Below are 17,827 nucleotides of genomic sequence, written 5' to 3'. Positions count from 1 at the left end.
GCGCGGCGCGGGGCGCGGTGGCGGCGCTGCTGCTCGCCGGGGCGCCCGAGGTGAGGGTGCTGAACCGCACGCTGGCGCGGGCGCAGGACCTGGCCATCGACCTGGGCGCCAAGGTCACCGCCGCACCCCTGGCCGACGCGGCGGCGCAGCTTGCCGGCGTGACCGCGGTGATCAACGCCACGGCGGCGGGGATGAGCCCGGAGCAGGGGCTGGACGTGCCGCTGGCGGCGACGCCCGCCGACGCGGTGGTGATGGACATGTTTTACAAGCCGCTGGAGACCGCCTTCCTGAAACAGGCGAAGGCGCTGGGCCGGCGGACGGTGGACGGGCTGGAGATGCTGGTCCGCCAGGCCGCGCCGTCGTTCGAAGCGTTCTATGGCGTGGCGCCGCCGGCGGACGTCGATGTGCGGGGGCTGGCCCTCAAGGTGCTGAATCCATGAAGATCATCGGCCTGACCGGCTCCATCGGCATGGGCAAGTCGACCACGGCGGCGATGTTCCGCGAGGCGGGGATCCCGGTCTACGACGCCGACGCGGCGGTGCACGACCTGTACGACGTGGGCGGCGCGGCGGTCGGCCCGGTGGGCGAGGCGTTTCCCGGCGTGGTAAAGGACGGCCGGGTCGATCGGGAGGAGCTGCGCCAGCGGGTGCTGGGCCAGCCCGACGAGCTGAAGCGCCTCAACGCCATCGTCCACCCGCTGGTAGGGCTGGACCGGGTGGGCTTCCTGAAAAAGGCCGAGGCCGACGGCTGCGACTGGGTGGTGTTCGACGTGCCGCTGCTGTTCGAGACCGGCGGCCACGCAAACGTCGATGCAGTGGTGGTGGTCTCGGCGCCGGCGCAGATGCAGCGCGAGCGGGTGCTGGCCCGGCCGGGCATGACGCCCGAGCGCCTGGACGCCATCCTGGCCCAGCAGATGGCCGACGCCGAGAAGCGGGCCCGGGCGCACTATGTGGTCGACACCGGCCGCGGGCTGGAGGCTGCGCGCGAACAGGTGGGCGCCATCGTGGCGGAGCTGCGGGGGGCTGGGGGCGCCTAGCTTCCTCTTTGCTCGTCATGGCCGGGTCAAGCCCGGCCATGACGAGTGGATCGGGGGATCGGTAGTGGCGCTGACGCCGCAGGGTGCTTGGAACAGTTGAAGGGCGTGCCCGGATCGGGGCAATAGAATCCCATGGCCCGCGAGATCGTCCTCGACACCGAGACCACCGGCTTCGACCCCAAGACCGGCGACCGGCTGGTGGAACTGGCGGCGCTGGAGATCGAGGGCTTCGTGCCCACGGGGCGCAGCTTCCACGTCTACATCGACCCCTGCCGCGACATGCCGGCCGAGGCCGAGAAGGTGCACGGGCTGTCGGCGGCGTTCCTGCGCGGCAAGCCGAGGTTCGAGCATCCCGAGGTGGTGGACGCGTTCATCGAGTTCATCGGCGACGCGCCGATCGTGGCGCACAACGCGGGCTTCGACCGCGGCTTCGTGAACTGGGAGCTGGCGAACATCCGCCGCGAGGAGATTCCCGAGCACCGGTGGATCGACACCCTGGCGCTGGCCAAGCAGCGCTTCCCGGGGATGCACAACTCGCTGGACGCGCTGTGCAAGCGGTTCAAGATCTCGCTGAGCGAGCGCGAGAAGCACGGGGCGTTGATCGACGCCAAGCTTCTGGCGGCCGTCTATCTGGAGCTGTCGGGCGGGCGCGAGCGGCGGCTGGAACTGTCCAGCGCCGCGATGGTCAATGCGGTGGCGGTGGCGAGCCGCAACGAATACGGCGCGCGGCCGCGGCCGCTGGCCTTCCGCTCCACGGACGCCGAGCGCGAGATCCACGCCGCCTTCATCCGCGAGAAGGTCAAGGGCGAGGAGCTCTGGGGGAAGTTCGGGCTCTGACGTTCCTCCACCGCCGTTGAAGACCCCCTCAGTCGGCTTCGCCGACAGCTCCCCCGACGGGGGAGCAAATGGACCCCCTATCCCCTCGCCACCCGCCGGTAGAACGCGCGCAGGTCGTCCGTCGCGGTGGGACGGCTCGCCAGGTCTTCGTAGACGCCGTGGCCGGTCGGGTAGACGTGGGTTTCGAGGCGCTCGCCAAGGCCGGCGGCGGCCAGCGCGTTCACCGGGGTGCGGTAGGGCACGATGAGGTCGTACCAGCCGGCGACCAGGAACACCTTCGGCTTCGATGGCAGCCCCCGCAGGATCTGCGGCGTGTAGGCCGGGCCGGTGAGGGTCTGGTTCCACCGGCGGTTCGCCTCGACGGGGTCGCGGACGTAGGGGCCGGCGGGGGTGTAGCCCAGCTCGTCGGTGAGCAGGCCGACGATGGCGGCGTGCAGGTCGTAGGCGTCGTTGGCGGAGACGACGGTGTCCTGGGCCGGCGGCGGCGGGACGCGGTGCTCGCGGCCGTCGCCGCCATCGAGACGCTCGCCGGGGATGAGGCCGGTGCGGAACTGCTGCAGCGAGGGGGCGAGCTTGGCGTCGTAGACGACCTCCGGCGGCAGGCCGATGTAGCCGGCGACGGTGTCGGCGTTGGCCTGGGTCACCTGGCCCTGGGCCAGCATCCGGGCGTAGGGGCCGTCGGCGAAGGCCTCGGCCTGGGCGACGAGGCGGTCCAGCGGCAGGTTCGCGTAGGCGCCGCGCTTGTGGAAGTGGGCGACGGCCGCGAGGCTGGGCAGGGCCAGGACGGGCGCCGGCGCGTTCGGCGGGCCCCCGCTGCCCAGGGTGGGCGAGATCAGGACAACGCCGGCGAGGCCGACGGGCTTGGGGCGGGCGGCAAGGACCTTGGCGATCTGGCCGGCGCGCGTGCCGCCATAGCTCTCGCCGATCAGGAAGACGGGCGAGCCCAGCCGGCCGTGGTCGGCGAGCCAGCCGGCGATGAAGTCGGCGAAGGCCGCCCCGTCCTGCTCGACGCCCCAGTACTCGGGCTTGGCGTCCTCGGTGAAGAAGCGGCTGTAGCCCGTGCCGGGCGCGTCGATGAAGACGAGGTCGGTGGCGTCGATCGGGCTGTCGGGGTTGGCGACGAAGGCGTAGTGGCCGCGCATCTTGGCCGCGACCGTCATCTTGGGCGACAGGTGCTCGCGCAGGTGCCAGGTGGCGCCGCCAGGGCCGCCGTTCCAGACGAAGCTGACGGGCCGGGTCTTGGGGTTCGCGCCCTTCTGCAGGTAGGCGACGGAGAAGATGGTGGCGCGGGGCTGGCCGGCGGGGTTGGTCATCACCCGCTCGCCGGCCTCGGCGCGGTAGTCGATGGTGCGGCCGCGGACGGTGATCCGGCCCTCGCGCACGGCGGTGGGGATCGCGGTCGGGCTGGTCGAGGTCTGGGCCGCCGCCGGCAGCGCGCCCGCCGCCAGGGCCGCCGCCGAGCCGACCAGAACGCTGCGCCGATCCCAAGCCATGTGCCGCCCCTCAAGTGAAACTATGCGCGAACAGTGTTCCCGGTGAATGGATGATGCCACGACAGAGGCCAGGAAACATAGTTCGAATAAATATTGCGCCGACGCTGCATTAGATTGATGCTCGGGTAGACGTGTCCGGGGTGTTCGCATGCAAGACTGGCGCAGACGCAGGCTTGGACTTGGCATGGCGGCTCGGTTGCTCGCGGGCGCGGCGCTGATCGCCCTGCCGCTCGCGGGCTGCGCCACCACGACGAAGGCCGACGCGAAACCGGCCGCCAGCGCCGCGCCGCCGCCGGCGCCGAAGCCGATCCGCGCCGGCCTGGACCCCTCGGCGCGGCCCGATCCGTTCCCCTCGACCTACAGCCCGAAGGCCAGCGGGGCGGTGCTGTTCGTGAACGCCACGATCTACACGGCGGCCGGCCCGCGGATCGACGGCGGGTCGCTGCTGATCCGCGACGGCAAGGTGGCCGCGGTGGGCAAGGACATCGCCCGCCCGGCCGACGCCACGGTGATCGACGCGACCGGCCGCTGGATCACGCCGGGGATCGTCGACCCCCACGCCCACATCGGCGCCGGCTCCAGCCCCGGCCCGGCCAACGGCGACAACAGCAACGAGAACGGCCCCAACCCCGGCGGAATCTGGATCGAGCACTCGGTCTGGACGCAGGACCCGATGTTCGAGCGCGCCCGCGAGGCCGGCGTCACGACCATGCAGATCCTCCCCGGCTCGGCCAACCTGTTCAACGGCCGGACGGTGACGCTGAAGAACGTGCCGGCGATCGCGCCGCAGGGGATGAAGTTCCCTGGCGCGCCCTACGGCCTGAAGATGGCGTGCGGCGAGAACCCCACGGGCGGCGGGCCGGGCAAGGCCGGCACCCGGGCCGGCGGGATGATGGGCTATCGCAACACCTTCATCGCCGCCCAGGCCTACGCCCAGAGCTGGGCCGACTGGAAGAAGCGGGGGAGCGGCGACCCACCCCGGCGCGACCTGATGCTGGAGACGGTGGCCGGCGCCCTGAACGGCGACATCAAGGTCCACATACACTGCTACCGCGCCGACGAGATGGTCCAGATGATCGATCTCAGCCACGAGTTCGGCTTCAAGATCGCCGCGTTCCACCACGCGCTGGAGGCCTTCAAGATCGCCCCCCTGCTGGCGAAGGAGCAGATCGCGGTGGTGACCTGGGCCGGCGACTGGTCGGGCTACAAGATGGAGGCCTACGACTCGATCATGGAGAACGCCGCCTTCGTGCAGAAGGCCGGCGGGATCGCCACCATGCACTCCGACAACGTGATGCTGATGCAGCACCTGAACCAGGAGGCGGCGCGGGCGATGACCGCGGGCCGCGAGGCGGGGCTGGGCACGACGCCGGAACAGGCCATCGCCTGGTTCACGATCAACCCGGCCAAGGTGATCGGCGTCGCCGACAAGACCGGCTCGCTGGAGGTGGGCAAGGCCGCCGACGTGGTGCTGTGGGACGCCGACCCGCTCAGCGTCTATGCCCTGCCCGACCTGGTCTTCATCGATGGCGTGCTGAGCTACGACCGGGCCCACCCGGCGCGCCAGCCGCAATCCGACTTCGAGCTGGGCAACACCAAGCGGCCAATATCGCCGGCCCGGCCGGCGCCGCGCGGCCTGGGGGTGAGCCAATGATCCGCGCCCTGCTCCTCTCCGCCGCCCTGGCCGCCGCGACCCCGGCCGCCGCCGAGACGGTGGCCATCGTGGGCGCCCGCGTCCTGACCATGGGCGCGGCCGGCGACCTGCCGACCGGGACCGTCGTGGTGCGCGACGGCAAGATCGCCGCGGTGGGCGCGAAGGTGGCGATCGCGAAGGACGCCCGCGTGATCGACGCCAGGGGCCAGATCCTGACGCCGGGGATCACCGCCACGGTCTCGCCCATGGCCCTGAACGACACCATCGGCAGCGGCTACGGCGGGCGCGGCTCGTCCAACAGCCTGCTGACGGCGGGTTTCGACATCGACGAGGACGTCAATCCGAACTCGCCGCAGATCCCCGAGGCGCGGATCGAGGGCGTGACTCGCGCGGTCGTGACCCCGAACCCGCAGATGCGGGGGCCGAACGCGCCGGCGCGGGTCTTCGGCGGCCAGGCGGCGGTGATCCACCTGGCCGACCTGGGGACCGAGGGCGGCGACCTGACGGTGAAGCCCCGCGTGGCGCTGTACCTCGACGCGGGCGAGATGGGCGCCTCGGCGGCCGGCGGCTCGCGTGGCGCGCTGATGACGCTGCTGAAGCAGGCCTTCGCCGACGCACGGGCGTATGCCCGCAACCCCGCCTCGGTCGATCCGGCGCGGCTGGAGGAGCTGTCGCTGTCGCGGGCCGACCTCGCGGCCTTGGTCCCGGTGGTGCAGGGGCGCGAGCCGCTGCTGATCGAGGCCAACCGCGCCTCGGATATCCGCAACGTGCTGGCGCTGGCGAAGGCCGAGAAGGTGCGGGTGATCCTCTCGGGCGGGTCCGAGGCCTGGATGGTGGCCAAGGAGATCGCCGCGGCCAACGTCCCGGTGGTCATCGACGCCGAGGAGAACCAGGCGTTCCAGTGGGAGAACCTGAACGCCACCTACGAGAACGCCGCCATCCTGCACGACGCCGGCGTGCTGGTGGCCTTCAAGCCCAGCGTGGCGCGGATCGTCTTCCTGATCCGCACGCCCCGCTTCATCGCCGGGCGGACGGCGCGCTATGGCCTGACGCCGCACGAGGCGCTGGCGGCGATCACGATCAACCCGGCGAGGATCTTCGGGATGGCCGACCGGTTTGGGTCGATCGAAGCAGGCAAGGACGCCGACCTGGTGCTGTGGAGCGGCGATCCCCTGGAGACCACGACGGTGGCGCGGATGGTGATGATCCGCGGGGCGGAACAGCCGCTGACGGCGCGGAACCGGGCGCTGCGGGACCGGTATATCGGGGCGGTTATGGCGCCGGGGAAGTGAGGGCGGCCCAAGGCCCGCTTGCGGCGCGCTCTTGAAGCCACCCATCGTCCACGGCCTCTCGCGTCAGATGTTCTGACCGCCGGACACTTCGATCCGCTGCGCTGTGATCCAGCGATTGTCGGAACCGAGCAGGCTGGCCACCGCAGGACCAATGTCGTCCGGTGTCCCGACGCGCCCCAGCGCCGTCATGGCGGCGAAAGCCTCGTTGTAGGCCGGTGTGTCGCGGACCGCTCCGCCGAGGAAGTCGGTCTCGATGGCCCCCGGCGCGATGGTGTTCACCGTCACGCCCCGCCCCCCAAGTTCCTTGGCCATGTAGGCGGTCAGAACCTCGACGGCGCCCTTGGCTGCCGAATAGGCCGCAAAGCCGGGGTAAGTCACGCGCGTGAGCCCCGACGAGAAGTTCACGATCCGCCCGCCGTCGGCCAGCAGCGGCAGCAACCCCTGGGTCAGGAAGAAGACGCCCTTCACGTGGACATCGAACAGCAGGTCGAACTGCGCCTGGGTCGTCTCCGCGAAGGCGGCCATCTCGCCGTGGCCCGCGTTGTTCACGAGGTGGTCGAAGCGGTCGCGGCTCCAGGTGCCTTTCAGCACCGAGCGGACGCGCTCGATGAAGGCCGGAAAGCTTGCGACGTCGCCGACGTCGAGCTGCAGGGCCACGGCCCTGCGGCCGAGCGCCTGGATTTCGGAGACGACAGCCTGGGCGCCATCTGCGCCGCTCCGGTAGGTGAGGATCACGTCGCCGCCGTGGCGGGCGATGCTGAGGGCGGTATTGCGGCCGAGCCCGCGGCTCGCCCCGGTGACGATCGAGATGGTGGTCATGGTCTGCTCCTTGGCTGGTGACGGCGTCGGCGGCCTCTCCGCCCGCGTCATGCCCAGGCGGCAGAGGTTGGTGATCGACATCGACGAGGTACCGAGGGGCGTGCGATAAAAGAACGTCCTTGTTTCTTGGTCAGCAATACCTCACAGGCATGACCTGTCATGGAGCTGCGTCACCTCAGGTACTTCGTTGCGGTCGCCGAGGAGGGAAGCCTCACCGTTGCGGCCGAGAAGCGGCTACACACGGCCCAGCCGTCGCTGAGCCGACAGCTCCGGGACCTGGAGCAAGAGGTCGGCGCCCAGCTCTTTCTGCGTACGTCCCGCGGCGTCGAGCTCACGCCGGCAGGCCAGGCGTTCCTCGAACATGCGCGGTTGTCGCTTCACCAGGCACGCGAGGCCGTGGCGGCGGCAAGGCGCGTGGCGCGCCCTGCCAAGACAAGCTTCGCGGTGGGCTTCCTCACCGGTCAGGAGGTCGAGTGGCTGCGGCACGTGACCCACGTGCTGAAGGACCAACTGAAGGACATCGACCTTCGCGTCTCGAGTGATTTCTCACCCCATGTGGCCGACGCCGTGGAGCGCGGAGACATCGATCTCGGCTTCTCCCGCGTCGAGCCGCGGCCCGACGTCAGCTACAAGGTCATCGCGCACGAACCGATCGTGGTGATCCTTCCGCGGGACCATCCGTTGGCTAGCGACACAGCTATCGACCCGCGGGATCTCGATCCGCACGGGTTCATCGGGTACTCGGAGACGCCTCACGTGCTGCGCGGCATCGTCGACCGATACCTGCGCGAACGCGGCGTGACCGTTTCCCCGACGCATTTCCTAGACGGGTTCGCGACCGGCATATCGCTCGTGGCTTCGACAGGCGGCGTCACGCTCCTGCCGGCCTATGTCGAGCCTCTGCTGCCCGCGTCGCTGGTGAGCCGGCCTCTCGTCGGCAATGGGCCGGTGATCGAGGTGGCGGCGGGCTACCGCCCGGACAACCCGTCGCCGATCCTCAAGTTCTTCCTGGAGAACATCGACACGCTCACGGCGTCGCGGTCCCGCCACGCAGGTGGCGGCAGCCCGTAGGCAGGCTGGATTCCAGCGCGGTCAGCCCAGGCGGACCTGTCCGCTGCGCGCGTGCAAACGGCGCAACTTCGGCGAGGCTGTCGCTGCGCACCTCGGAGATGAGCGGTCTAGAGTCCTCCCCAGGACAGAGGAAGGCTTCGATCTCATGGGTGGATTGGAGCCCGCCAACCGAGGCGTCTCAAGGACTGGCCCGAGGCCCCCCGCGGCGCGGCGGGGAACCGGGCGCTGCGGGATCGGTATATTGGGGTGGTGATGGGGGTGGGGCGGTAGGGGTGGCGATGCGCCAAGTGCGGACGCTGGCTTGCCCACCCGGATGCAGAACTTCAGCCACCTTCCTTCCCCCGCCCGGCACCGCTAGCGCCCATCCTGGTGCAGCTGCGGGCGCGTGGCTCGGAGCGAGACAGTGATCCGTGGGGGATTGGTTCCAAAGCGCCCTCTAGCAGAGATTGGGACCAACCAGGACCCCGCCATTTGGGAGGTGGCCGAAGCTCTTAGGCAAAGTGGGCAGCTGGAAGAGCGCAGCGCCGCTTGGACTTGCTGCGTTTCAGCTTGCAGGTAAGACGATCAATACTATCAAGACGACGCTTGAAGAGCTCCGAATTGGAGCCGGGCAAGCAGAAGAGTGTTAGATCGTCGAGGTTCAGATGATGTGCAAATTCGATCAAACGCTCAGGCGCGTCACGCACCTGCTGCAAATGGACAGTGATGTTTCACTTGACGATTTTATAGAACTAGCCTCTTCCGTAGATACGGCGGAGCACCTCTCATCCTATTTGAATTTGCTTCCAGAATGGAAGGATGTGTTGTTTCCAACGCATAAACTTGAAGGGCGTGATTTTATATTTGCATACGCGCAGGTGTTCTCTCGAGTTGACGAAAATCTGGCCTTTCGCCGTATGACCTCGCCAATGGCCCGCGTGGCGTGGGCATTCTTTGCAGCGCTTTGCGAAGAATGAGGGAAGCAGGCGGGCACAGGAGCGATAGTTCGGCCTCACGGACCCAGGCCAGAACGGGCGCCGCCTCCTCATCGGTCAGAGCCTCATAGTTCGATGCGAGCTTCGCTGCAGGTTTTCGTTGTGAAGCGGCCGCTTCCAACTTCCGCGTTGAATGGTCCACGTTACGATCTGGGTTGGCGACATCGGCTACTGGAGCGAGGTGATCGCAGAGCGATCCAAACGCCTTATTGAGGATGATGCAGCCATTAAGGCGCTGGCGGTCCAGAACGGAGATCTCCTCGCCACGCGTGCGAACCTGCGCCTCCACCCTCGGCGCGGACCACCTAGCTGCTGACGCCCGCGATGGACGATGCTTCCGAAGCAGAGGAAGGCTTCGGTCTCACGGGTGGATTGGAGGCTGCCGACCGAAGCGTCTCAAGGACTGGCCTAAGGCAGCCGCGGGGCGGCGCGCCCGGGGGGCGCGTCCTTGACACGCCTCGACCGGCAGGCAGGCGTGGGGCCGCGAGATCGAGTTCAGGACGGTCCGCCGCCCGCCCCGCCGATGCGCCGGATGGATGGTGTTTGGGGGTGGATGGGGCCGGCGCTGTGGGCCTGAAGTGACCCCTTACCTCCCCCGTCGCGGCAGCAACGGCGGGAGGGCGACCAGCCGCCGAGGGCGGCGCAGCCGGCCGTAGAGCGCGTGGTGGAGGGGGCGGGCCCCAGGCGCCGCGCCGACCCCCGCTGTTCGATATGCCGAGCTTGACGCCCGCCCCCTCCACCAACCGCTCTTCGCCTGCGGCTCGGCGGCTGGTCCCCCTCCCGCCGCTTCGCGGGGGAGGTGAAGGTCGGCGGCGGGGGCGGTGGCGCGGCAGCCTACCGGCTTACCGGTTTGGCTCGTTCTCGACCCATTCCCGCGGGCAGTCTGGCGAAGTAGCCTGGCGGCGGACTTGTTCGAGGAGACGTAATGCTCATAGCCGCCTTGGCGCTCCTGGCTGCCGCGACGGGCGCATCGGCTCCCACCGGCCTTGCCGGGGAATGGGTCGTCGACCTGTCGACAAAGTCTTCGGGACCCTACTCTCAGCCCATGGTTCTGCGCCTCGGCGACGACGGGGTCGTCACCGGAACGTTCTACAACAGCGAGATCCAGGCCGGGCGCTGGAAGACCGATCGCGGTCGGACGTGCGCAAGCTTCCGCACGACGGACGGCGCGGGCCCATACCATACGTCAGTGTGCCTCAACGGCGCACAGGCGGTTGGCCAGACCTGGGCCGAGCACCGCAACTTCCTGTTCAACTGGAACGCCGACCGCAAGCTGCCCTAAGCCCGAGCGGCGGCCGGAAGACCCGGCGCCGAGGGCTCTTCACCTCCCGCCGCTTCGCGGGGGAGGTGAACGTTGGTTGGGGATTGGGGGTGGGGATCGGGGGGAAAGGTGACCCGGCTCGGGGCCTGGCCCACTCTTCCCCCCGTCTCGCTTCGCTCGCCACCCTCCCCATTAAGGGGAGGGGCCGGACGCGGCGTGGCTTAGGCGTGGCCGACGGTGGGGTCGGACTGGGCCTTGCGGGCGGCGTAGACGCCGGCGAAGTCGATGGGGTCGAGAAGGAAGGGGGGGAAGCCGCCTTCCGAGGTGACCTCGGCGATGATGCGCCGGGCGAAGGGGAACAGGTAGCGCGGGCACTCGATGAGCAGCACCGGCTCCATCTCCTCGGCCGGCACGCCGCCGATCTGGAAGACGCCGCCGTACAGCAGCTCGACATGGAACAGCGGGCCGTCGGGGCGCGCGGCGCGGGCCGAGAGCTTCAGGTCCACCTCGAACAGGCCGTCCTCGCGGCCGCGGGCGTTCATCTCGACGTTCAGGTCGATCTGCGGTTGGTCCTGGCTGGGGCGCAGGGCGTCCGGCGCGCGCGGGTTCTCCATCGACAGGTCGCGGATGAACTGGGCCAGGATGCGGATGCCGGGCTCGCCGCCCTGGGCCGGAGGCGCGCCCGCGCCGAGGTCGACTTCGCTCATGATCTGACTGGAGTTCTCTATGGTGATGGCGCGAGGATCGCGCCCGTTGGGGCTGAGCGGCTATCATGGCGCCCCAGGACATGCAACGCCGCCCCTGACGCCGGCGTTCCTGCGGACTATATTGAGAGATTGAGCGTATAAGGTCGCCAACGCCTAGCCAGTCCTGAAAGCCCTTCGTTGCAAGTCCTCGAACTGATCATCTTCGCCGGCCTCGCGGTCATCGTGCTGTACCAGCTCTATTCGGTGCTGGGCCGCCGGGTGGGCCGCCAGCCGGAAGACCAGCCCGCCGCGCCGGTGGGCGGGCCGACCGTGGCGCGCCGCGCGCCCGTGCTGGACACGCCGGACGAGGGCGTCGAGCTGACCGGCCTGGCCGCGGTGAAGTCCAAGGACCCGGCGTTCGACATGAATCGGTTCCTGGACGGGGCGAAGGGCGCCTACGAGATGATCGTCAAGGCGTTCGCCGAGGGCGACCGGGCCACGCTGCGGAACCTGCTGGCGCCGTCGGTGCTGGCCAGCTTCGAGGGCGCCATCGACGCGCGCGAGGCGGACGGGCGCACCGAGACGGTGGAGTTCTTCCATCCGCCGCGCGCCGACCTGGAGAAGGCCGAGGTGACCCAGGGCGACCTGGCGCACATCACCGTCCGCTTCCTGGCCGAGTTCCGCAGCCGGACGAAGGGGCCCGAGGGCGAGGGGGTCGACGATCGCCGCACCGCCGAGCTCTGGACGTTCGAGCGCCGGCTGAAGAGCCGCGACCCCAACTGGACCCTGGTCCACGTCGACGCCGCCGAGGCGTAAGGGCCGTGCGCTGGGGGGTCCTGGCGGCCGCGCTCGCCGCGCTGAGCGTCGCCGCGTGCGCCACGCCGTACGAGCATGGGCCGATCCCGCCCGGCTATCCGCCGCTGCCGACCCCGGCCCCGCAGCCCGCGCCCCAGCCGGCCCCGGCGCCGCCGAGGGTGGTGGAGGTGTCGGAGCTGCCCGGATGGGCGGCCGAGGACCATGACGCCGCCTTCGCCGCCTGGCGGGCGACGTGCCACGCGGCGCGGGACCCAGCGATGGCCGAACTGTGCCGGCGGGCCAAGGCGGTGCGCGAGACCGGACCCGGCGTGGGCCGCGCGTTCTTCGAGGCGTTCTTCCAGGCCGAGCGGCTGGCCGGCGACGGGGTGCTGACCGCCTATTTCGCGCCGATCTACGAGGCGCGGCGCGCGCCGGACGCCGAGTTCAGCGCGCCGGTGCGGCCGAAGCCTGCCGACCTGGCGCTGGCGGACGGCGGGGCGGTGGTGCGCACCCTGCCGGGCGGTATGACCGAGCCCTACCCCGACCGGGCGGCGATCGAGGCGACGCCGATCGACGCGCCGCTGGCCTGGATGCGGCCCGAGGAGCTGTTCTTCCTGCAGGTGCAGGGGTCGGGGACGCTGGTGTTCGACGACGGACAGCGGATCAAGGCGCTGTACGCCGCGAACAACGGCCGGCCGTTCATGGGCGTGGCCAACCCGATGCGCGACCGCGGCCTGCTGGCGCGGGACAACACCTCGGGCGATGCGATCCGGCAGTGGCTGGCGGCGCATCGCGGACCCGAGGCGGACGAGATCATGCGGCTGAACCCGCGCTATGCGTTCTTCCGCCTGGCGCCCGACGACGGCAAGCCGCCGGTGGGGGCGGCCAACATCCCCCTGCCCGCCGGCCGCGCGGTGGCGGTGGACCCCGGCTTCCACGCCATGGGCGAGCTGCTGTGGGTGGACGCCGAGGCGCCGCTGCTGGCGGGGGCGTTCCCGGCCTATCGCCGACTGGCCACCGCGCTGGACACAGGCGGGGCGATCAAGGGCGAGGTGCGGGCCGACCTCTACCTGGGCGAAGGCTCGGCCGCCGGCGCCGAGGCGGGGCGCGTGCGCCACACGCTGCGGCTCTACCGGCTGGTCCCGCGGCCATGAAGCGGCCGCTGAAGCCCGAGGAGCAGAAGATCTGGTCGATGGTGGCGGCCACGGTCCATCCCCTGCCCGGCCGAAGCGCGCCGAAGAAGGCCATGCCGCAGACGCTCGACGCCCCGGCGCGGATCGAGCCGAAGCGCGCCGAGGCGGCCAAGCAGCGGCTGCGCGAGGCGCTGGAGGGCATCGAGCCCAACCGCCGGCACCGGATCGTGCGGGAGCGCGAGGAGATCGGCGCCCGCATCGACCTGCACGGCCTGACCCAGGACCGGGCGAAGGCGGCGCTGGAGGCCTTCCTGTTCCGCGCCTTCGACGACGGCTGGCGCGCGGTGCTGGTGATCACTGGCAAGGGCGTCCAGGGCGACGGGATCCTGAAGAAGCGCGTGCCCGACTGGCTGGGCGAGGCCCACCTCAGCCATGTGGTGGCGGGGATCTCCGAGGCCGCCCGCCACCACGGCGGGGCCGGGGCGCTGTACGTCGCGCTGAAGCGGAAGGGGCGAGGTTAAAGTTGCTCCCCCCTGTGGGGGAGCTGTCGCCGCAGGCGACTGAGGGGGTCATCCCTGGCGGCTGAGGACCCCCTCCGGCGCTTCGCGCCACCTCCCCCTCCGGTCGCGATGCGACCGGCCCCCCTCGCTTCGCGAACCACCCCCAGAGGGGGTGGATGGGGGAGGAACTATTGGGGCAGCGCGAAGGCCACGACCTGGTCGCCGCGCTTGGTGTCGGACTTGGCGTGGCCGCCGGCGGCGATGACGACGTACTGGCGGCCCTTCCAGACATAGGTCATCGGCGTGGCCTGGCCGCCGGCCGGCAGGCGGCCCTTCCAGAGCTCGCGGCCCGAGGCGGCGTCGAAGGCGCGGAGATAGTTGTCCATGGCCGCGCCGATGAAGACCAGGCCGCCCGCGGTGACGATGGGGCCGCCGAAGTTGGGCGTGCCGACGCCCTTGGTGAAGAGCTGCGAGCCCGGCGCGAGGTCGCGGGTCGTGCCCAGCACCGAGCGCCAGAGGATCTTGCCGGTGGTCATGTCGACCGCCGACAGCACGCCCCAGGGCGGCGGGTTGCAGGGCAGGCCCAGGGGCGAGCGGAGCAGTTCGCGGCGCATGCCGAAGGCCGCGCCCTCCTGCGGACTGATCTCGACGCCCGGGTTGGCCTTGCGCTCGCCGGCGACCCGGCCCTTGGGGATCAGGGTGACTTTGTGCAGCGCCGAGGAGGTGTTGACGAAGGCGATCCCGCGACCGGCGTCGTAGGCGATGCCGCCCCAGTTCGAGCCGCCGCCGGTGAAGGGGTAGAGGATCGTGCCCTTGGTGGACGGCGGGGTGTAGATGCCCTCGTTGCGGGCGCCGGCGATGAGCTTGCGGCAGGCGTCGCGGTCCCAGGGGGTGAGGCCGTAGGCGTCCTCCGGCTTGATGCGGTTGGGGGCGAGGGGCGCCGGGGCGACCGGGAACGGCTGGGTGGGCGAGAGCACCTCCCCCACCTCCCCGCCCTGGGGCACGGGGCGTTCCTCCACGGGGATGATCGGCTGGCCGGTCCGGCGGTCGAGCGTGAAGATCAGGCCCTGCTTGGTGGTCTGGATCACCGCCGGGCGCGCCTGGCCGCCGTAGCCGACGACGCCGAGGGTGGGCTGGGCCGGGACGTCGTAGTCCCAGACGTCGTGGTGGGTGGTCTGGAAGGCCCAGGCCAGTTCGCCGGTGTCGGCATGGAGCGCGACGACCGAATTGGCGTGGCCGGCGTCGCCCGGCCGCGCGGCGCCGTAGAAGTCAGGGCTGGGGCTGGAGGTGGGCAGGAAGACCAGGCCCCGCGCCTCGTCGACCGACATGGGCGCCCAGACGTTGGCGGCGCCGGCGGCGACGGCCGGCTTCGCACCCGAGAGCGGATCGTAGCTCCAGCGCAGCGCGCCGGTGACCGCGTCGAAGGCGTGGACGGCGCCGGAGGTCTCGTGGACCCGCTGGTTGTCGTCGATGGACGAGCCGACGACCACCACGCCGCCCACGACGACGGGGGCCGAGGTGATCTGGGCGCCGGCCGGCCGGCGGAGCTGTGCGCCCGGCATGGCGTCGACCGCGCCGCCGGTCCCGAAGCCGGGGCAGGCCTTGCCGGTGGCGGCGTCGAGGGCGAACAGGCGCCGGTCGTTGGTGGCCATGAACACCCGCTCGGCGCAGGGCGCGCCCGCGGGGGCGGCGGGGTCGCGCCAGTAGGCGACGCCGCGGCAGTTGAAGCTGTTGGGATAGCTGAACGACGTGTCGATCTTCGCATCGAAACGCCACAGCGCCTTGCCGGTGGCCGGGTTGTGGGCGCTGGCGACGTTGAACGGCGTGCAGAGATAGAGCCGGCCGCCGGCCAGGATCGGAGTCGCCTCGAAGGCGGCGCGCTCGAGCGCCTCGCGGTGCGTGGCGAGGTCGCCGGTGGAATAGCGCCAGGCGACCTTCAGGCGCTTGACGTTGGCGGGGGTGACCTGGGCCGCGGACGAGAAGCGCTGGCCGCCGGCGTCGCCGCCGTAGGAGGGCCAGCCGACATCGGCGGCGGGCGCCGGCGCGGGCGGGGCGCTACAGGCGGCGAGGGTCAGGAGGGCGGCGGACGCGAGGAGGCGCTGAGTCATGCGCCGATGATCGCCCAGCGCGGCGGGCGGGGAAGGGGGCGTGGGGCGAGCGGCTGACCGGCTGGGACGAGCGGTGGGGACGAGCGGGAAAGGTATTGCTCCACCGCCCCGTTGGGGGAGCTGTCGGCGAATGCCGACTGAAGGGGTCCTCAACCGCCGTGGATGACCCCCTCCACCGCTTCGCGGTCCCCCTCCCCAGCGGGGGAGGAACTAGGCCTTGCGGGCGGCCTTTTCGGCGAGGCCGGAGGTCCCTTCGCGGGCTTCGAGCTTTTCGGCGACCTCGTCGAGGCTGACGCCGGCGGCGGCGATAAGGACGAGCCAGTGGTAGAGCAGGTCGGCGCTTTCGGCGGTCAGCGCCTCGCGGTCGCCCTGGGCGGCGGCGATGACCGTCTCGACCGCCTCCTCGCCCATCTTCTTGGCGGCGCGGTCCATGTCGCCCAGCAACTGGGCGGTGTAGGACTTGGAGGTGTCGCCGCCGCGGCGGCTTTCGATGGTCTCGGCCAGGCGGCCAACGACGTCGGTGAAGCGGCTCATGCGGGCCTCCAGCTAGGCGGGGACGGGCTCGGTCAGGCGGACGGGGATGCCGGCGGCGGCCATGGCGGCCTTGGCCTCGCCGATCGAGACCTCCCCGAAGTGGAAGATCGAAGCGGCGAGCACCGCGTCGGCCCCGGCCTGGACGGCCTCGACCAGGTGCCGCGTATTGCCGGCCCCGCCCGAGGCGATCACCGGGACCGAGACCGCATGGCTGACGGCGCGGACCAGGTCGAGGTCGTAGCCGGTCTTGGCGCCGTCGCGGTCCATGGAGGTGAGCAGGATCTCGCCCGCGCCCTTGGCGACCACCTCGACCGCGTAGTCCACGGCGTCGAGGCCGGTGGGATTGCGGCCGCCGTGGGTGAAGACTTCCCAGCTGCCGTCGCCGGTGCGCTTGGCGTCCACCGAGACCACCACGGCCTGGCTGCCGAAGGCGTCGGCGCAGCGGCTGACCACGTCGCGGTCGTTCACGGCGGCGGTCATGATCGAGATCTTGTCGGCGCCGGCCAGCAGCAGGCGACGGCCGTCCTCGACGCTGCGGATGCCCCCGCCCACGCTGAGCGGCATGAAGCAGACATCGGCCGTGCGGCGCACCACATCGAGGATGATGCCGCGGTTCTCGTGGCTGGCCGTGATGTCGAGGAACATTAGCTCGTCGGCGCCGGCGGCGTCGTAGGCCTGGGCCTGCTCGACGGGGTCGCCCGCGTCCACGAGGTTCACGAACTGCACGCCCTTCACCACCCGGCCGTCCTTGACGTCCAGGCATGGGATCAGGCGCACCTTCAGGCTCACGCCGCGATCTCCAGGGCCTGGGCCGGGTCGATGGCGCCGTTGTAGAGGGCGCGGCCGAGGACGGCGCCGGCGACCGGCACGCCCTTGCGGGCCTTGAGCTTGGCGATGTCGTCCACGGTGGCCAGGCCGCCGGCGGCGATGACCGGGATCGAGACCGCGTCGGCCATGGCGCCGAAGGCCTCGACGTTGAAGCCCATGACGGTGCCGTCGCGGTCGATGTCGGTGACGATCAGGGCGCCGACGCCGGCGTCCTCGAAGCGCTTGGCGACGGTGATCGCGTCCAGGTCGGAGTCGGCGGTCCAGCCCTCGACGGCGACCTTGCCCTTGCGGACGTCGACGCTGACGGCGATCTGCTCGGGATAGGCCATGGCGGCGGCGATGACGATGTCGGGCTGCTTCACCGCCACGGTGCCCAGGATCACGCGGCTGACGCCGGCCTCGATCCAGCGCTCCACGTCCTTCAGCGTGCGGATGCCTCCGCCGAGCTGCACCGGCACCGACACCGACGACAGGATGGCCTCGACGCCGGGCGCGTTCACGGCCTGGCCTTCGACGGCGCCGTTGAGATCGACCACGTGGATCCAGTGGAAGCCGGCGGCGGCCCACTGCTTCGCCTGGGCGCCGGGGTCGCTATTGAACACGGTCGCGGTGGAGAGGTCGCCGTGCAGCACCCGGACGCACTGGCCGTCCTTCAGGTCGATGGCGGGGTAGAGGATCAAGGGCGCCACTCCAGGAAGGCGGCCAGAAGCTTGAGGCCGGCGGCTTGCGATTTTTCGGGGTGGAACTGAACCCCGGCGACATTGTCCCGCGCGACGGCCGCGGGGAACCGGCCGCCGTGGTCCACA

Annotated in this window: 18 protein-coding genes and 1 pseudogene; 11 read left to right on the top strand and 8 right to left on the bottom strand. The window is 70.9% G+C overall.

Going from position 1 to position 17,827, the window contains the following annotated elements; translation table 11 throughout:
• The 3 genes from Q0L11_RS22325 to dnaQ form a co-directional block, all read left to right on the top strand.
• Positions 1-440: shikimate dehydrogenase (locus tag Q0L11_RS22325; RefSeq protein WP_367183478.1), on the top strand; the 440-nt coding region annotated here is incomplete at its 5' end.
• Complete coding sequence (gene coaE / locus Q0L11_RS22320; protein ID WP_296600234.1) at positions 437-1,036, top strand: dephospho-CoA kinase; 600 nt, start codon at positions 437-439, stop codon at positions 1,034-1,036. The genes Q0L11_RS22325 and coaE, both read left to right, overlap by 4 nt.
• A 132-nt stretch (positions 1,037-1,168) precedes the next feature.
• Positions 1,169-1,873, top strand: coding sequence for a DNA polymerase III subunit epsilon (dnaQ, locus tag Q0L11_RS22315; RefSeq protein ID WP_296600232.1), 705 nt, complete (start codon positions 1,169-1,171; stop codon positions 1,871-1,873).
• 77 nt (positions 1,874-1,950) lie between these two features.
• Here dnaQ and Q0L11_RS22310 read toward each other — a convergent pair whose 3' ends face one another.
• Positions 1,951-3,366: a hypothetical protein gene (locus tag Q0L11_RS22310; protein WP_296600231.1), complete on the bottom strand. Its 1,416-nt coding sequence runs from the start codon at positions 3,364-3,366 to the stop codon at positions 1,951-1,953.
• Between the two features lie 184 nt (positions 3,367-3,550).
• Here Q0L11_RS22310 and Q0L11_RS22305 point away from each other — a divergent pair, with 184 nt between their 5' ends.
• On the top strand, positions 3,551-5,020 hold the full coding sequence (locus Q0L11_RS22305; RefSeq protein WP_296600229.1) for an amidohydrolase family protein: 1,470 nt from the start codon (positions 3,551-3,553) through the stop codon (positions 5,018-5,020).
• Positions 5,017-6,312, top strand: coding sequence for an amidohydrolase family protein (locus Q0L11_RS22300; RefSeq protein ID WP_296600227.1), 1,296 nt, complete (start codon positions 5,017-5,019; stop codon positions 6,310-6,312). The genes Q0L11_RS22305 and Q0L11_RS22300 overlap by 4 nt, the downstream gene beginning before the upstream one ends.
• Before the next feature lie 63 nt (positions 6,313-6,375).
• Here the strand turns inward: Q0L11_RS22300 and Q0L11_RS22295 are convergent, their stop codons facing one another.
• The gene (locus Q0L11_RS22295) at positions 6,376-7,212 is read right to left on the bottom strand and encodes an SDR family NAD(P)-dependent oxidoreductase (RefSeq protein WP_367183477.1); all 837 of its coding nucleotides are present in this window, start codon (positions 7,210-7,212) and stop codon (positions 6,376-6,378) included.
• Positions 7,213-7,290: 78 nt separating this feature from the next.
• On the opposite strand from Q0L11_RS22295, the gene Q0L11_RS22290 reads away from it, so the two are divergent.
• From Q0L11_RS22290 to Q0L11_RS22280, 3 genes are all read left to right on the top strand, one after another.
• Positions 7,291-8,202 (top strand): LysR substrate-binding domain-containing protein, encoded by a 912-nt coding sequence (locus Q0L11_RS22290; RefSeq protein WP_296600226.1) that lies wholly within the window; start codon positions 7,291-7,293, stop codon positions 8,200-8,202.
• 644 nt (positions 8,203-8,846) lie between these two features.
• Positions 8,847-9,158, top strand: a complete 312-nt coding sequence (locus Q0L11_RS22285) for a hypothetical protein (protein ID WP_296600225.1) — start codon at positions 8,847-8,849, stop codon at positions 9,156-9,158.
• Between the two features lie 943 nt (positions 9,159-10,101).
• Positions 10,102-10,458 (top strand): hypothetical protein, encoded by a 357-nt coding sequence (locus Q0L11_RS22280; protein WP_296600224.1) that lies wholly within the window; start codon positions 10,102-10,104, stop codon positions 10,456-10,458.
• Positions 10,459-10,658: 200 nt separating this feature from the next.
• Here Q0L11_RS22280 and secB read toward each other — a convergent pair whose 3' ends face one another.
• Positions 10,659-11,144 carry a protein-export chaperone SecB gene (gene secB / locus Q0L11_RS22275; protein WP_296600222.1) on the bottom strand — a complete coding sequence of 162 codons (486 nt, stop codon included), beginning with the start codon at positions 11,142-11,144 and terminating at the stop codon, positions 10,659-10,661.
• Between the two features lie 177 nt (positions 11,145-11,321).
• Here secB and timA point away from each other — a divergent pair, with 177 nt between their 5' ends.
• From timA to Q0L11_RS22260, 3 genes are read left to right on the top strand one after another with little or no spacing between them, the layout of a single operon-like run.
• Positions 11,322-11,939, top strand: a complete 618-nt coding sequence (gene timA / locus Q0L11_RS22270; protein WP_296600221.1) for a TIM44-related membrane protein TimA — start codon at positions 11,322-11,324, stop codon at positions 11,937-11,939.
• 5 nt (positions 11,940-11,944) lie between these two features.
• Positions 11,945-13,072: an MltA domain-containing protein gene (locus Q0L11_RS22265; RefSeq protein WP_296600219.1), complete on the top strand. Its 1,128-nt coding sequence runs from the start codon at positions 11,945-11,947 to the stop codon at positions 13,070-13,072.
• Positions 13,069-13,572 (top strand): Smr/MutS family protein, encoded by a 504-nt coding sequence (locus tag Q0L11_RS22260; protein ID WP_296600218.1) that lies wholly within the window; start codon positions 13,069-13,071, stop codon positions 13,570-13,572. The genes Q0L11_RS22265 and Q0L11_RS22260 overlap by 4 nt, the downstream gene beginning before the upstream one ends.
• 167 nt (positions 13,573-13,739) lie before the next feature.
• Here the strand turns inward: Q0L11_RS22260 and Q0L11_RS22255 are convergent, their stop codons facing one another.
• From Q0L11_RS22255 to Q0L11_RS22235, 5 genes and pseudogenes are all read right to left on the bottom strand, one after another.
• Positions 13,740-15,659 carry a pyrroloquinoline quinone-dependent dehydrogenase gene (locus Q0L11_RS22255; RefSeq protein WP_296600217.1) on the bottom strand — a complete coding sequence of 640 codons (1,920 nt, stop codon included), beginning with the start codon at positions 15,657-15,659 and terminating at the stop codon, positions 13,740-13,742.
• A 210-nt stretch (positions 15,660-15,869) separates the two neighbouring features.
• A complete protein-coding gene (locus Q0L11_RS22250; RefSeq protein WP_296600215.1) occupies positions 15,870-16,193 on the bottom strand; it encodes a phosphoribosyl-ATP diphosphatase in 324 nt (107 codons plus the stop codon).
• Between the two features lie 12 nt (positions 16,194-16,205).
• On the bottom strand, positions 16,206-16,982 hold the full coding sequence (hisF, locus tag Q0L11_RS22245; protein WP_296600214.1) for an imidazole glycerol phosphate synthase subunit HisF: 777 nt from the start codon (positions 16,980-16,982) through the stop codon (positions 16,206-16,208).
• Positions 16,979-17,701, bottom strand: a complete 723-nt coding sequence (gene hisA, locus Q0L11_RS22240; protein WP_296600213.1) for a 1-(5-phosphoribosyl)-5-[(5-phosphoribosylamino)methylideneamino]imidazole-4-carboxamide isomerase — start codon at positions 17,699-17,701, stop codon at positions 16,979-16,981. Before hisA ends, hisF begins: the two co-directional genes overlap by 4 nt.
• A pseudogene (locus tag Q0L11_RS22235) lies at positions 17,698-17,827 on the bottom strand (imidazole glycerol phosphate synthase subunit HisH); the annotation flags it as partial. The gene hisA and the pseudogene Q0L11_RS22235, both read right to left, overlap by 4 nt.

The organism is Phenylobacterium sp. (genome assembly GCF_024508875.1).
In the GTDB taxonomy this organism is placed as follows: domain Bacteria; phylum Pseudomonadota; class Alphaproteobacteria; order Caulobacterales; family Caulobacteraceae; genus Phenylobacterium.
The sequence above is the reverse complement of the archived record's forward strand: the minus strand, read 5'-3'. Positions and strand labels throughout refer to the sequence as shown.

Bases quoted from the DNA above. Each gene is read 5' to 3' on its own strand.
- Q0L11_RS22295 (WP_367183477.1), bottom strand. From the start codon at position 7,212: ATGTCGATCACCAACCTCTGCCGCCTGGGCATGACGCGGGCGGAGAGG.
- Q0L11_RS22310 (WP_296600231.1), bottom strand. From the start codon at position 3,366: ATGGCTTGGGATCGGCGCAGCGTTCTGGTCGGCTCGGCGGCGGCCCTG.
- Q0L11_RS22280 (WP_296600224.1), top strand. From the start codon at position 10,102: ATGCTCATAGCCGCCTTGGCGCTCCTGGCTGCCGCGACGGGCGCATCG.
- coaE (WP_296600234.1), top strand. From the start codon at position 437: ATGAAGATCATCGGCCTGACCGGCTCCATCGGCATGGGCAAGTCGACC.
- Q0L11_RS22300 (WP_296600227.1), top strand. From the start codon at position 5,017: ATGATCCGCGCCCTGCTCCTCTCCGCCGCCCTGGCCGCCGCGACCCCG.
- Q0L11_RS22260 (WP_296600218.1), top strand. From the start codon at position 13,069: ATGAAGCGGCCGCTGAAGCCCGAGGAGCAGAAGATCTGGTCGATGGTG.
- Q0L11_RS22285 (WP_296600225.1), top strand. From the start codon at position 8,847: ATGATGTGCAAATTCGATCAAACGCTCAGGCGCGTCACGCACCTGCTG.
- Q0L11_RS22305 (WP_296600229.1), top strand. From the start codon at position 3,551: ATGGCGGCTCGGTTGCTCGCGGGCGCGGCGCTGATCGCCCTGCCGCTC.
- secB (WP_296600222.1), bottom strand. From the start codon at position 11,144: ATGAGCGAAGTCGACCTCGGCGCGGGCGCGCCTCCGGCCCAGGGCGGC.
- Q0L11_RS22290 (WP_296600226.1), top strand. From the start codon at position 7,291: ATGGAGCTGCGTCACCTCAGGTACTTCGTTGCGGTCGCCGAGGAGGGA.
- Q0L11_RS22250 (WP_296600215.1), bottom strand. From the start codon at position 16,193: ATGAGCCGCTTCACCGACGTCGTTGGCCGCCTGGCCGAGACCATCGAA.
- dnaQ (WP_296600232.1), top strand. From the start codon at position 1,169: ATGGCCCGCGAGATCGTCCTCGACACCGAGACCACCGGCTTCGACCCC.
- Q0L11_RS22255 (WP_296600217.1), bottom strand. From the start codon at position 15,659: ATGACTCAGCGCCTCCTCGCGTCCGCCGCCCTCCTGACCCTCGCCGCC.